Here is a 13,487-nt window from a genome sequence, read left to right as displayed (position 1 = left end):
TACTTCAGTTGTTCTCGACGCCACGGCCGGGGCCGTGGGTCTGACGCCGCGGCGGGAGCCGGGAAGCGCCACGCTCCGGAGAGCGGGGAGAACTACTCCCCGTTCACCTTCGCGATGATCTCCTTCGACACGTTCGCCGGAACCTCGGCGTACGAGTCGAAAACCATGGAGTAGTTCGCTCGGCCCTGGGTCTTCGACCGGAGGTCGCCGATGTAGCCGAACATCTCCGACAGCGGGACCTGCGCCTTGACGACGCGGGCACCACTGCGTTCCTCCATGGCCTGGATCTGGCCACGGCGGGAGTTGAGGTCGCCGATCACGTCACCCATGTAGTCCTCGGGGGTCGTGACCTCGACAGCCATGATGGGCTCGAGGATGACGGGGCCGGCCTTGCGAGCGGCCTCCTTGAACGCCTGCGCGCCGGCGATCTTGAACGCCATCTCGGAGGAGTCCACGTCGTGGTACGCGCCGTCGAGCAGCGAGACCTTCACGTTCACCATCGGGTAGCCCGCGAGCACGCCGTACTGCATCGCGTCCTGCGCGCCGGCGTCGACCGAAGGGATGTACTCCTTCGGGACGCGGCCACCGGTCACGGCGTTGACGAACTCGTAGGTGACACCGTCCTCGGCGTCCTCCAGCGGCTCCAGCTTGATGATGACGCGCGCGAACTGGCCCGAGCCACCCGTCTGCTTCTTGTGGGTGTACTCGTGCTTGTCGACCGACTTGCGGATCGTCTCGCGGTACGCGACCTGCGGCTTGCCGACGTTCGCCTCGACCTTGAACTCGCGACGCATGCGGTCGACGAGGATGTCGAGGTGCAGCTCGCCCATGCCGCCGATGACGGTCTGGCCGGTCTGATCGTCGAGCTCGACGGAGAAGGTGGGGTCCTCCTCGGCGAGCTTCTGGATCGCGACGCCCAGCTTCTCCTGATCGGACTTGGTCTTCGGCTCGATCGAGACGTTGATGACCGGGTCCGGGAAGGTCATGGACTCGAGGACGATCGGGTTCGCCGGATCGCAGAGCGTGTCACCGGTGGTGGTGTTCTTCAGGCCGATCATCGCGTAGATGTGACCAGCGGTCGCATCCTCGACGGGCATCTCCTTGTTGGCGTGCATCTGGAAGAGCTTGCCGATGCGCTCCTTGTTGCCCTTCGTGGCGTTGAGCACGCCGGTGCCCGAGTCGATGTGACCCGAGTACACGCGGACGAAGGTCAGCTTGCCGAAGAACGGGTGCGCGGCGATCTTGAACGCCAGAGCCGAGAAGGGCTCGTCCTTGCTGGGCTTGCGCGAGAGGATCTTCTCCTCGTCGCCCACGGCGTGGCCCTCGATGGAGGGCACGTCGAGCGGGCTGGGGAGGTAGTCGATCACGGCGTCGAGCATGGGCTGCACGCCCTTGTTCTTGAACGCCGAGCCGCACAGCACCGGGTACAGCTGACGCGACACGGTCAGCTTGCGGATGGCGCCCTTGATCTCCTCGATCGAGAGCTCCTCGCCGGCGAAGTACTTCTCCATCAGAGCCTCGTCGGACTCGGCGACGGTCTCGAGCAGCTTCTCGCGGTACTCGGCGGCCTTGTCGACCAGGTCCGCCGGGATCTCCTCGATCGTCGGCTCGGCACCGGTCTCGACGACGCCGCGCCAGGTGATGGCCTTCTGCTCGATCAGGTCGACGACGCCGTCGAAGGCATCCTCGGCACCGATCGGCAGCTGCAGGACCAGAGGCTTCGCGCCGAGGCGCTCCTCGATGGTGCGCACGGTGAAGTAGAAGTCGGCGCCCAGCTTGTCCATCTTGTTGACGAAGCAGATACGGGGGACGTCGTACTTCTCGGCCTGACGCCAGACCTGCTCGGACTGGGGCTCGACGCCCTCCTTGCCGTCGAAGACGGCCACGGCACCGTCGAGCACGCGGAGCGAGCGCTCCACCTCGACGGTGAAGTCGACGTGCCCGGGGGTGTCGATGATGTTGATCTGGTTGCCGTTCCAGAAGCAGGTGACGGCGGCGGAGGTGATGGTGATACCACGCTCCTTCTCCTGCTCCATCCAGTCGGTGGTCGAGGCACCGTCGTGGGTCTCACCGATCTTGTAGTTCACGCCGGTGTAGAACAGGATGCGCTCGGTAGTGGTGGTCTTACCGGCATCGATATGCGCCATGATGCCGATGTTGCGGACCTTCGTGAGGTCGGTAAGCACTTCCTGTGCCACGGTGGTAAGCCTCGTTCTCGTTGAAGGATGGGTGGAACTCCGGTGACCCGGGCCGGCCGCCGTGGGGCGGCCGGCCCGAGATCAAGTCACCAGCGGTAGTGCGCGAACGCCCGGTTGGCCTCGGCCATCTTGTGGGTGTCCTCGCGACGCTTCACCGAAGCGCCCAGACCGTTGCTCGCGTCGAGGATCTCGTTGGCGAGCCGCTCGATCATGGTCTTCTCGCGACGCTGCCGCGTGAAGGTCACCAGCCAGCGCAGCGCGAGGGTGTTGGCGCGACCGGCCTTCACCTCGATCGGCACCTGGTAGGTGGCGCCACCGACGCGGCGGCTCTTGACCTCGAGCGACGGGCGCACGTTGTCGAGCGCCTTCTTCAGCGTGAGAACCGGATCGGTGCCGGTCTTCTCACGGGTCGCCTCGAGGGCGCCGTAGACGATGCGCTCGGCGGTGGACTTCTTGCCGTCCAGGAGCACCTTGTTCACGAGCTGGGTGACCACGGGCGAGCCGTAGACGGGGTCATTGACGACGGGGCGCTTGGGCGCCGGTCCCTTACGAGGCATCAGCCCTTCTCCTTCTTCGCGCCGTAGCGGCTCCGCGCCTGCTTGCGGTTCTTGACACCCTGGGTGTCGAGCGAGCCGCGAATGATCTTGTAGCGAACACCCGGGAGGTCCTTCACACGACCGCCGCGGACGAGCACCATCGAGTGCTCCTGAAGGTTGTGGCCTTCACCGGGGATGTACGCGGTGACCTCGACCGAGCTGGTCAGGCGGACGCGGGCGACCTTACGAAGCGCCGAGTTCGGCTTCTTCGGGGTCGTGGTGTAGACGCGGGTGCAGACGCCGCGACGCTGCGGCGAGCCCTTGAGGGCGGCCACCTTCGTCTTGGACGCCTTGTCCCGGCGGCCCTTACGGACCAGCTGGTTGATAGTCGGCATAGAAGCGCTGTTTCCTTACGTTCTTCGGCTTCGTCGGCCGTGCGGCCGACGTGTTCCTACTGCTGCGGTTGTAGCTCCGGGCAGTCCCCGACCTCAACGAAGGTCGGAACTCCGCAGCGCGGCCCCACCCGCTTCCACGACTCTCGCCGTTTCCGCTGGTCAGTCCCGTTTCCGGGAAGTAGCTACCCGCCCCGCACGTACCCCGAGGTCGGGCGTGTCGCGCACCTGTGGGCGGTTCCGGTCACCCGGCCTACGCACAGACACGTGAGATCGTCCTGATGTTCATCAGGCACGGCTCCCCAGCTTACCGTGCTGAACTCACCATGGTCAAAAGAGTTGCCGTCACCATGCCCGGTAGTCCCGGACCGGCACGCGCGGGCCCCGTCGTTCGCGGTCCACCCCCGCCCGGACGAGCAGCCTGACCACCCGGCCGCGCTGCCCGCGGTAGGGCTCGAGGACCTCGAGCATCCCGGCATCGTCCAACGCCTCGCCCGCCAGACCCATTCCCACGATCCGCGGCAGGTGGTAGTCGCCCACCGGAACGGCGTCGGGGTCGCCGCAGGCCCGCCCGAGCAACTCGCCGACGGTCCATGGTCCGACCCCCGGCAGCGCCCCGAGCCGCCCCGGGCGATGCTCGACCTCGACGGCGCTCGCACCGACGATCGTCCGCATCCGCACCGGCTCCACGCCGGCCCGGTGCCACTCCCAATCCGGGATCGCGGCCCACCCCTCCCGCGGCGGCGGGACCCGCAGGTCGGGACGCCCGTCGGGCCCGGGCGCGACGGTGCCGTGCCGCCGCAGCAGGTAACGCCACGCCCGGAACGCCTCGGCGCCGACGACCTTCTGTTCGAGAACGGTGGGTACCAGGGTTTCCCATACGCGGTTCGACCTGGTCAGGCGCAGCCCCGGCGAGGCCGCGACGGCTCGCTCGACGATCGCGTGTCGCGGCACCAGGGCGGACGGGTCGTCGTGCTCGCCCGCCATCGCGGGCGCGTTCTCCAGCAGCCAGGGCGCGCCGCTCCCCCACGCCTGGGCCGTCACGACACCCCCGGCCAGGCGCAGCCGCAGCGTCCCCGGGCCGTCGGGCGTGTGCACGGCGCGCCACAGCGCACCGTCGGGCGTGCGGGCGTACGCCGGGTCGCCCGCGCCCCGGCGGAGGACGCCGACGGTGCCGTGCAGGTCCAGCACGTGCCCCGGCTCCCAGGAGCGTTCTACCGTCACCCGGCGAGGCTACGCCGCCCGGTGCCGGTACTTCTCCTCGTACACCGCCGCGCGACGACGATGCTCGGCGAGCTGGCTACCACTCTCGGTGTGCGGGTCGATGCCGTTATCGGCGAGCAGTTCCTGCAGGTAGATCGAGCGCAGGCCGCCGACGAAGACGATGGCGGGCAGCGCCATCATCGCGACGAGGGCGAGCTTGACCCACAGCGGCGAGGGCAGGGCCAGCGCGACGACGAGGAAGGGCACGAACATCAGTGCCCCACGGATGAAGAAGCGACGGTTGTGGCCGGGGCCGGTGGCGTCGTTGACCACCCAGTCGTGCATGGAGTCGGGCAGGCGCATCCCCATGAGGTACTTCACCCGCTCGAGGAGGTTCGGTGTGGTTCGGGTAGTGGACATACCCCCAGATTACGCCGATGTGATGCAGCTCACAATCGTGCGGAATCCGCTCACCGGGCGGCGCTGCGCCGGTAGGCGATGGCTCCGAGCCCGGCGAACACCGCGAACCACACGATGATGTTCACCACCGCGACGAGCGGCGAGACGTGCGCCCCCGAGAACTGCCAGCCGCCGGTGATCGGGTACCGCGCGAGCGTCGCGACCCCGTACATCGGCGTGAACTGAGCAGCCGTCAGCGCCCAGCCCGAGAGCGGCAGGAACACGTTGCCCGCGAAGGCCAGCACGGTCAGCAACAGTCCCGGCACGTGCATCACGATCTCGGGTCGCAGTGCGAGGCCCAGCGCCAGCCCGAGGGCGCCGAACACGGCGGAGCCCAGCCAGGCGATGAGCAGGGCCGCGGCGAAGGCGCCGGTCTCCACCTGCGCGCCGGTCGCCAGCGCCAGCACCGCGATCACGAGCACCGGCACTGCGGCGACGGTGAGCGCGCCGATCACCTTCGACGCGAGGTACCCCGCGGGCCGCAGCGGCGTCAGCTGCACCGTGCGGACCCAGCCCGTCGACCTTTCGACCGCCACCTGCGCCGCGGTCGTGGTGGCGGCCGACGCGGCACCGTAGAGCGCGAGCCCCGCCGCCATCCAGGACGCGAAGTCGCCGTGGGCGAACCGCACGTCGACCCCCTTCTGCCGGAACAGGGCGACGTAGAGGATCACCGGCAGCACCGTCGTGATGATCAGCGTCTGGCGGTTGCGCAGCTGTCGACGGATGTCGAGCGCGAGGAAGCGGGGAGTGAGCCCCGCGAGGGTGGTGGTCATCGTGCGTTCTCCTTCGTGAGCTCCGTGGTGAGGGCGACGAACGCGTCCTCCAGGCCGTGCGTCGTGGCCTCGACGTCGCGCGCGTCGGTACGGGTGAGCAGGAACCGCAGGGCCTCGTCGGAGGCCTCCGCGTCGGCGGTAAAGACGGTGCGCGCGCCCCGCACCTCGGCCACCCGGACGCCGGGAACGGCGGCGAGGAGGGCGGAGGCACCGTCGGACCCGACGACGGCGGAGAGCTGCCGGCCGGTGGCGACGGCCCGGACCTCGGCGGTCGGGCCGTCGGCGACGATCGAGCCGCGCGCGATCATGACGACGCGGTCGGCGAACTGGTCCGCCTCGTCGAGGTAGTGCGTCGCGAACAGGACCGTCGAGCCGCGTCCGGCGTCGGCGCGGACCGACGCCCAGAAGCGGCGGCGGGCGTCGACGTCCATGCCCGCGGTGGGCTCGTCGAGGATCAGCAGGTCCGGCTCCGCGAGCAGCGCGAGCGCGAACCGCAGGGCCTGTTGTTGGCCGCCGGAGCACTTCCCGACCTGCCGCGTGCGGATCCCGTCGATGCCCGCGCGGGCGATCGCGGCGCGGGGGTCCGAGCCGGGATGCAGAGCCGCGACCAGGTCGACGGTGTCCTGCACCGTCAGAGTGGGCAGCAGGCCGCCCGATTGCTGGACCGCGGCCACGCGGCCCTGCGCGACCGCCTCCCCGGGCGTCCCGCCGAAGACGGTGACCGTCCCCGCGTCGGGCGGGATCAGGCCGAGGATCATGTCGATGGTGGTGCTCTTGCCGGCGCCGTTCGGGCCCAGGAAGGCGACGACCTCGCCGGATTCGATCGTCAGGTCGAGGGTGTCGACCGCGGTCATGACACCGCCGTCGGCGGCGGGATAGGTCTTGGTCAGTGATCGGAGTTCGAGTGCCGTGGACATGCCGCCCACGCTGCCCTGCGGCGACCGCGCCCGGATCCACCCGCGGGTGGAGACCGGGGTGGATCCGACCCTGTGATCCACATCATGTTCGGCGTAGATTTCCCTCATGCGTATCCGGATCCCCGTGACCCTGGCGGCACTCTCCGCGGCGGTGCTCGGGACGGCCGTTCCCGCCGCGGCCGCGCCGTCCGCGAGTCCCCCGCCCGCCGGGGCGCTGCTGCAGCAGTTCGCGCGGAACCAGCTGCAGAACTGCTCCGCGATCTGCCCCTACGCCGCGCAGGGCGTCCTGACGGTGCCGGCCGGGCTGGTCGCCGCGCCCGGCGCGGCCCTGATGGCCGTCGGGGCGGGCCGGACCCCGCTCGCCGCGCTCGGGGCCGGCGCCGCTGCCGTGTCGGCACCGGCGAACGCGGCGATGACCGGCATCATCGGCAACGACCTGAACCAGGTCGTGCCGCGGTTCCAGAACGGCGTGCTCGTGGGGACGATCGACCTGATGCGGATCGGCGAGGGCACCGGCACCGTCGGCGCGCTGCGCACGGATCTGCTGGCGGCCCTGCAGGAACCGCTGCCGCCCGTGGCCCCGACTCCCCCGCCGTTGACCACGCCGCCGCCGTTCGGCAGCGCGCCCGCTCCGCAGGGTCCGGTGGAGACCGCGGTGGTGGGAACCACGAACACCTTCTTCGCGGCGGCGTTCTACGTCCCCGAGCTCTCCCTGCTCGGCGCGACGCAGACGGCGAACGCCGCGGCCACGACGCTGGCGGGCACGGGTGACCCCTCAGCGGCGGTGTCCGCCGGCGCGGACGCGGCGGGCGCCGTCGCGACGGAGAACGCCGCGATCCTGTCCGACGCACTGTCCCGGAGCGGCGGGACGCAGCGGACCGCCGACAGCACTGCCGACGCGGGGACGGACGTCAGCACAGCTCACAGCGACTGATCACTCAGCCCGCGGCCGCAGCGCGCGCCGCGATGCGCGCCCGAACCTCCGGGCGCCGCAGGGGCGGCACCGTCTTCGGCGGCTGCCGGCGCGCGGGCAGCGCGTCGAGCAGTTCCTCCGTGGCGGCGGTCACCTTGGCGACGGCGAGCTCGAAGGCCTCGCGATTGGCATCGCTCACCTTCTGCACGCCGGAGACCTTGCGCACGTACTGGCGCGCGGCGGCCTCGATCTCCTCGTCGGTGGCCGCGGGCTCGAGCCCGCGCAGTTCAGTGATGTTGCGGCACATGCATCCACGCTACGTTCGAATCCGCCGGATCGGAACCCTTCCGATCCGGACACGGCACCGACAGGCTCGCTCACGTGAAGAATCTCGACGCCGACTGGTGGTCTGTCATCGTGACCGGTGTGATCGTGCTGGCGGCCGTCGCCGGCGTGCTGCCGAGGATCGGCTGGTGACCGCGGACACTGCGGCGGGTGACACCGTCATCGAGGCGCCGCCCGGCCCGCAGCGACTCCTGGCCTATGCGCCCGGGGTCCTGCTGCTCCTGGCGATCGGGTTGCTGGCGAAAGTCACCGAGTCCTGGGTGAACGGCACCGTCAAGGCCCATCACTGGACCTTCCCGAACATCGAGTACGTCCTGTGGGCGATCCTGTTCGGTCTGGTGGTGGCGAACACCGTCGGGATCCCGAAGATCTTCCGGCCCGGGATCGGCAGCTACGAGTTCTGGCTCAAGATCGGCATCATCGCGCTCGGCTCACGGTTCGTGCTCGGCGACGTCGCGAAGCTGGGCGGCACGAGTTTCCTGCTCATCCTGGTCGACATGACGATCGCGGGCGCGATCATCCTGCTGGTCGCACGGCTGCTCGGCCTGTCCGGCAAGCTCGGCAGCCTGCTCGCGATCGGGACCTCGATCTGCGGGGTCTCGGCCATCGTCGCCGCCCGCGGCGCGATCCGCGCGCGGAACTCCGACGTCTCGTACGCGATCACGGCCATCCTCGCGCTGGGCGCGGTGTCTCTGTTCACGCTCCCCGCTCTCGGTCACCTGATCGGCCTCACCGACCACGAGTTCGGTCTCTGGGCCGGCCTCGCAGTGGACAACACCGCCGAGACCACCGCCACCGGCTATCTGTTCTCCGACGAGGCGGGCAAGCTCGCCGTCGTCGTGAAGTCCACGCGCAACGCGCTGATCGGCTTCGTCGTGCTCGGCTTCGCGGTGTACTGGGCCTCCCGCGGGCAGGCGGACGCGATCGCCCCCGGCGTGGGTGCGAAGGCGCGGTTCGTCTGGGACAAGTTCCCGAAGTTCGTGCTCGGCTTCCTCGCGGTCTCGGCGCTGGCCACCTTCCACGTGATCGACAAGGGCGGCCTCGCGAGCCTCGCGAACTTCTCGAAGTGGGCCTTCCTGCTCACCTTCGCGGGGGTCGGCCTCAACACCGACCTCCGCGAGATCGCGCGGACGGGGTGGCGGCCCCTCGCCGTCGCCGTCGTCGGCCTGGTCGTCGTGGCGACGGTGTCCCTGGGCCTGGTCCTGTTCACGGCGCGCGTCCTGCACTGGGGTGTCGCCGCCGGCTGAGCGCGACCACACCCCGCCGCTACGCGGTCCCGTCGACCAGCGGCCGGACGAACGGGAAGGCCAGTGTGGCACGGATGTTGACGCCCGCGAGCAGCATGACGATCCGGTCCACACCGAGTCCGAGGCCGCCGGTCGGCGGCATGGCGTACGTGAGGTCCTTGAGGAAGCCCTCGTCGAGCTGCATGGCCTCCGGGTCGCCCGCGGCCGCGGCCATCGACTGCCGGGTGAGCCGCTCCCGCTGGTCGACCGGGTCGTTGAGCTCGGTGTAGGCGGTGCCCAACTCGGCGCCGAAGCCGACGAGGTCCCACCGCTCCGTCAGGTTCGGGTCGTACGAGGTGCGGCGCGTGAGCGGCGAGACCTCCACCGGAAAGTCGCAGTAGAAGGTGGGGTGGGTCGTCCTCCTCTCGACCAGCGCCTCGTACAGCGCGACGACCAACTCCCCCGCGCTCGCCGTGGCAGGCGCGGGAACGCCGAACCGGCCACAGACCGACGCCGTCTCCGCGCGGGTCGAGCCCGACGTCAGCTCCGTCCCGACGGCCCGCGAGACCGCCTCATGCACCGTCACGACGGGCCACTCCCCGCTCAGGTCCACCTCGCCCTCCGGACGCAACGCCACGGGGCGGCCGTTCATCGCGACGGCCACGGCGAGGATCACCTCGCGGGTCAGCACGCGCATGGCGTCGTAGTCGCCGTAGGCCTCGTACGCCTCCAGCGCGGTGAACTCCGGGTTGTGCGTGGCGTCGACACCCTCGTTGCGGAAGTTGCGGTTGATCTCGAAGATCCGGCTCATGCCACCCACCGCGAGACGCTTGAGGTACAGCTCCGGCGCGATCCGCAGGTAGAGGTCCTGGTCGTAGGCGTTGATGTGCGTGGTGAACGGGCGCGCCGCTGCGCCGCCGTGCACGCCCTGCAGCATCGGGGTCTCGACCTCCGTGAATCCGCGCGCCGCGAACTCGGCGCGTAGCGCGGCAACGCCGGCCGAACGCCGGTACAGCAGGTCCACCGCGTCGCGGTTGGTGATGAGGTCCAGCAGGCGGTTGCGCGTACCGTCGGCGATCCTGGCGCGCAACGCGGGCACCGGGCTCAGGCACTTCGCCGCCATCCGCCACTCGTCGAGGCGCACCGATAGTTCGCCGGTGTGCGAGCAGATCACCTCGCCGGTCACGCACACCAGGTCACCGAGGTCGACGAGGGTCCGCCACGCGGCGCGGGCCTCGGCGGGCGAGCCCGCCCGGTCGGCGAGGACCTGCAGGCGCGCGCCGTCCTCCTCCAGCACGGCGAACGTGACGCCGCCGAAGTCGCGCAGCGCCCGCACCCGCCCGGTCACCGAGACGACGGTGCCGTACGCCGCGTCCGGTTCGCGGCGCGGGTGCGCCGCGCGGATCTCCGCGAGGCCGTGCGTCCGGGGCACGGACCTCGGGTAGCCCGGAATCCCAGCCGCCTCCAGCGCGTCCAGTTTGCGGCGCCGGACGCGTTCCTGCTCGGACAGCCGGGGCGCGGGCGCCTCGCGGACGAGCAGTCGGGCCTCGTCGGCGAGGAGCGCCGCGGTGAACCGCGGGTCCCGCGCCGGCTGGTCGTCGGGGCGGCCGGGCCCGGTGAGGAACTTCGGGATCAGGTGCGGGATGTACCCCTCGGCGATCGCGACGGCGATCACCGTTCGCACGACGGTCAGCGCGGGGTCGTAGCAGAGCAGCCGCGGCACCCACTCGGGACGGTACTTCTCGTTGGACCGGTACAGCGTCTCCATCTGCAGGAAGCGCGACGCGAAGCCCAGGACCGCGTCGCTGAGCCGGGTCACCGGGCCGGCGCCCACGTCGTCGGCGCCGAAGAAGACCGCGCGGAAGATCGCGAAGTTGAGCGAGATCCGTCGCACCCCGATCGCGGGGGCCTGCTCGACCACGTGGGTCACCATGGCCTCGATCAGGCCGTTCTCGGCGTCGGGCGAGCGGCGCATGAGGTCCAGCGACAGCCCCCGCGCTCCCCACGGGACGAAGGACAGCAGGCCCTGCGGAGTGCCCTCGGCGTCGCGGGCGGTGACCAGCACGCACCTGCCGTCGACGGGGTCGCCCAGCCGACCCAGCGCCATCGTGAAGCCGCGCTCGGTGTTCTGCCCGCGCCACGCTTCGGCCAGCCGCACGACCTCGGCCATCTCGTCGGCGGTCACCTCGGCGTGCCGACGGACGTCGATCGTGTAACCCGCCGCGCGCAGCCGCGTCACGGCCTGCCGCACGGCCCGCATCGGGCGGCCCCTGAGCGTGAAGGCGTCGACGTCGATGATCGCCTCGTCCCCCAGCGTGAGGGTCTTCAGACCGGCGCCGGCGAACATGCGCGCGGCGTCGACGGACGCGGCGCTGACCGCCGGATAGCGACTGTGCTCGCGGCAGTGCGCCAGCCAGCTGTCGATCGCGGCGGGCCATGACTGCCGCTCTCCGATCGGATCGGCGCTGGCCAGCGACACCGTGCCGACGTCCCGGAAGGTGATCGCCGCGCGAGCGTCGGGCGCGAACACCACCGACTTGTCGCGGCGGGTGGCGAAGTAGCCGAGCGAGTCGTCCTCGCCGTGCTCGAGGAGCAGCCGCCGGACCGCGGACTCGTCCTCCTCCGTGAGCATCTCCGAGCCGCGCGAGGCCCGCCAGATCACCATCACCGTGAGTACCAGCACCGCGGCGGACAGCCCGCCGGAGACGGAGTACACCCAGCGGAACCCCGACCGCCCGTCGAGCAGGAAGTCCTGACCCGGCGGGACGATCACGCCGAACGTGCTGCGCAGCGCCCACGTCGCCTTCTCCGCAAGGGTCGTCAGCGTGTGCGGGAACATCGCCGTGAGGGCCAGGGTGATCGCGTACGCGACGACGAAACCACCGATCAGCGTGCCCGCCGCAGCGCCCCGCGAGCCCGCGGTCAGCCGCGCGGGGAAGGCGCGCCGAGACGTCGCCACCGCGACGAAGCACACGCCGGCGAGCAGCGTCGCCGCGGCCGCGCCCGACGCGGACTCGCGGACCGACCAGTACACGTCGAACAGGTGCGGGGCGCGCCCGAACCGGGTGTCGCCGGTGGTGATCGCGACGAGGTCCACCGCGTTCGACAGCGTCGTCAGCGCCATGAGCACGAGGGTCACGGTGTGCGCAGCGCGCAGCCTGCGGCGCAGTGCACCGCTGAGCAGCGTCAGCAGGGCGACGACGAACAGGCTCGGTTCCGTCGGGACGCCGAGCGCGCTGATCATGTCCGCGAGCACCAGGAACAGGTGCTGCCCGTGGAACAGCAGGGTCAGGAGCGAGACGAGCGCGGCCGCGGCCGTGAGCCGGGCGAGCCACTTGGCGACCGCCCGCGCGAACCGGTCGCGCCGCTCGTCCGTCGTGCGCGGCGGGGAGGAGTAGCTGCGGTGGGCCGGAGCGAGCACCTCGGGCGTCATACGAGCGCCGCGACCTCGTCCGCGCAGCCCCAGCTCAGCGTGACCCCGGCGCCGCCGTGTCCGTAGCAGTGCACGACGTCCCCCTCGCGCTCGAGGCGCACCGTCGGGCGGGAGGGCCGCAGGCCGACGTTGTGGCCCAGCACCCGCGCATCGCGCAGCTCGGGTACGAGGTCCCGGGCCCGCTCGAGGATGGCGTCGGCGGTGGCGGGGTCCACGGTGAGGTCCTCTGCGCCGTGGTCCTCCGTGCCGCCGACGACGATGTCGCGCGAGCGCGGCACCACGTAGGTGGTCACACCCAGGTCCAGGGCGGAATCGTCGATCCACCAGCGGTCGACGCCCACCTGCTCGAGGCGGACGACCTGCCCGCGGACCGGCTCCATCGACGCGTCGCCGACCAGCTCGCGCGCGCCGAGCCCGGTCGCGTTGACGACGAGCCCGTTCAGCTCGTCGAGCGACCGTACGTCGCGCTGTTCGACGGTGCCGCCCAGCTCCCGCACGCGCCCCGCGAGCCAGGGCAGGTAGACGGGCATCTCGATCACCGGCGAGACGAAGCTCCAGCCCTCGGCGTACCCGGGACGCGGCTCGAGGACCCGCTCGACCGACGGCACCGCTGATGCCCACCACGGCTCCGGGACGGGCTTGCGGAAGATCTCCGTGCCCGGCGTCATGACGACACCGTCGACGCCCCGGGCGGCGAGGTCCGTGAATGCTGTGAGCGCGGTCGCCGACCAGCCGCCGACCCGGTCGCGGGGCTCGGCGAGGTAGGGGTACCAGACTGCGGCGGCCACGGCCGAGGTCACGGTGTCGACGCGGCCCGCCCGCTCCGCTCCCGGCGCCGACGGCGGGAGCGCCCGCCCGTACACGCGCACGTCGTGCCCCGCCTCCAGCAGGCGCACCGCGCACGACAGACCGATCACACCCGCACCGACGATCGTCACCCCAGTCACACGAACAGTGTGTCAGGACTAGACATCCCAGGGGCGTAGGGAGTCAAGCGGCGTGTGCGTCGATTTCAGTTCGGTGACGCCAGGCGGTGGTCTCGTTGTAGCGGTTTCGGCTGGCGAGGCAGCCGTGGAGGATGCCGACGAGGCG

General features: G+C 70.9%; 12 protein-coding genes. 2 read left to right on the top strand and 10 right to left on the bottom strand.

Annotation, left to right across the window (positions count from 1 at the left end):
* Nucleotides 1–92: 92 nt before the first annotated feature.
* The 7 genes from fusA to ABZX10_RS16465 all read right to left on the bottom strand — a co-directional run bounded on the left by fusA (nucleotide 93) and on the right by ABZX10_RS16465 (nucleotide 6,478).
* Nucleotides 93–2,198, bottom strand: coding sequence for an elongation factor G (fusA, locus tag ABZX10_RS16495; protein ID WP_355541961.1), 2,106 nt, complete (start codon nucleotides 2,196–2,198; stop codon nucleotides 93–95).
* An 86-nt stretch (nucleotides 2,199–2,284) separates the two neighbouring features.
* Nucleotides 2,285–2,755 (bottom strand): 30S ribosomal protein S7, encoded by a 471-nt coding sequence (gene rpsG / locus ABZX10_RS16490; protein WP_068533086.1) that lies wholly within the window; start codon nucleotides 2,753–2,755, stop codon nucleotides 2,285–2,287.
* Complete coding sequence (rpsL, locus tag ABZX10_RS16485; protein ID WP_068522692.1) at nucleotides 2,755–3,129, bottom strand: 30S ribosomal protein S12; 375 nt, start codon at nucleotides 3,127–3,129, stop codon at nucleotides 2,755–2,757. The genes rpsG and rpsL overlap by 1 nt, the downstream gene beginning before the upstream one ends.
* A 342-nt stretch (nucleotides 3,130–3,471) precedes the next feature.
* On the bottom strand, nucleotides 3,472–4,350 hold the full coding sequence (locus ABZX10_RS16480; protein ID WP_355541956.1) for a 3-methyladenine DNA glycosylase: 879 nt from the start codon (nucleotides 4,348–4,350) through the stop codon (nucleotides 3,472–3,474).
* Between the two features lie 9 nt (nucleotides 4,351–4,359).
* Entirely contained in the window at nucleotides 4,360–4,749 is a 390-nt protein-coding gene (locus ABZX10_RS16475) for a DUF5313 family protein (protein ID WP_355541953.1), read from the bottom strand.
* Between the two features lie 50 nt (nucleotides 4,750–4,799).
* Nucleotides 4,800–5,561, bottom strand: a complete 762-nt coding sequence (locus tag ABZX10_RS16470; RefSeq protein ID WP_355541950.1) for an ABC transporter permease — start codon at nucleotides 5,559–5,561, stop codon at nucleotides 4,800–4,802.
* Entirely contained in the window at nucleotides 5,558–6,478 is a 921-nt protein-coding gene (locus tag ABZX10_RS16465; RefSeq protein WP_355541947.1) for an ABC transporter ATP-binding protein, read from the bottom strand. The genes ABZX10_RS16470 and ABZX10_RS16465 overlap by 4 nt, the downstream gene beginning before the upstream one ends.
* A gap of 106 nt (nucleotides 6,479–6,584) precedes the next feature.
* Between ABZX10_RS16465 and ABZX10_RS16460 the strand changes: the two genes are divergently transcribed.
* Nucleotides 6,585–7,412 carry a hypothetical protein gene (locus tag ABZX10_RS16460; protein ID WP_355541944.1) on the top strand — a complete coding sequence of 276 codons (828 nt, stop codon included), beginning with the start codon at nucleotides 6,585–6,587 and terminating at the stop codon, nucleotides 7,410–7,412.
* A 4-nt stretch (nucleotides 7,413–7,416) separates the two neighbouring features.
* On the opposite strand, the gene ABZX10_RS16455 is transcribed toward ABZX10_RS16460, so the two are convergent.
* Complete coding sequence (locus ABZX10_RS16455) at nucleotides 7,417–7,698, bottom strand: DUF2277 domain-containing protein (protein WP_355541941.1); 282 nt, start codon at nucleotides 7,696–7,698, stop codon at nucleotides 7,417–7,419.
* Nucleotides 7,699–7,897: 199 nt separating this feature from the next.
* Here ABZX10_RS16455 and ABZX10_RS16450 point away from each other — a divergent pair, with 199 nt between their 5' ends.
* Nucleotides 7,898–8,983, top strand: coding sequence for a YeiH family protein (locus tag ABZX10_RS16450; RefSeq protein WP_355542277.1), 1,086 nt, complete (start codon nucleotides 7,898–7,900; stop codon nucleotides 8,981–8,983).
* A gap of 19 nt (nucleotides 8,984–9,002) precedes the next feature.
* Here the strand turns inward: ABZX10_RS16450 and lysX are convergent, their stop codons facing one another.
* Together lysX and ABZX10_RS16440 are read right to left on the bottom strand one after the other, a co-directional pair.
* Entirely contained in the window at nucleotides 9,003–12,395 is a 3,393-nt protein-coding gene (gene lysX, locus ABZX10_RS16445) for a bifunctional lysylphosphatidylglycerol synthetase/lysine--tRNA ligase LysX (RefSeq protein WP_355541938.1), read from the bottom strand.
* Complete coding sequence (locus ABZX10_RS16440) at nucleotides 12,392–13,342, bottom strand: FAD-dependent oxidoreductase (RefSeq protein ID WP_355541935.1); 951 nt, start codon at nucleotides 13,340–13,342, stop codon at nucleotides 12,392–12,394. Before ABZX10_RS16440 ends, lysX begins: the two co-directional genes overlap by 4 nt.
* Between the last annotated feature and the right edge of the window lie 145 nt (nucleotides 13,343–13,487).

It is taken from the genome of Tsukamurella sp. NPDC003166 (assembly GCF_040611135.1).
Lineage (GTDB): Bacteria > Actinomycetota > Actinomycetes > Mycobacteriales > Mycobacteriaceae > Tsukamurella.
The sequence above is the reverse complement of the archived record's forward strand: the minus strand, read 5'-3'. Positions and strand labels throughout refer to the sequence as shown.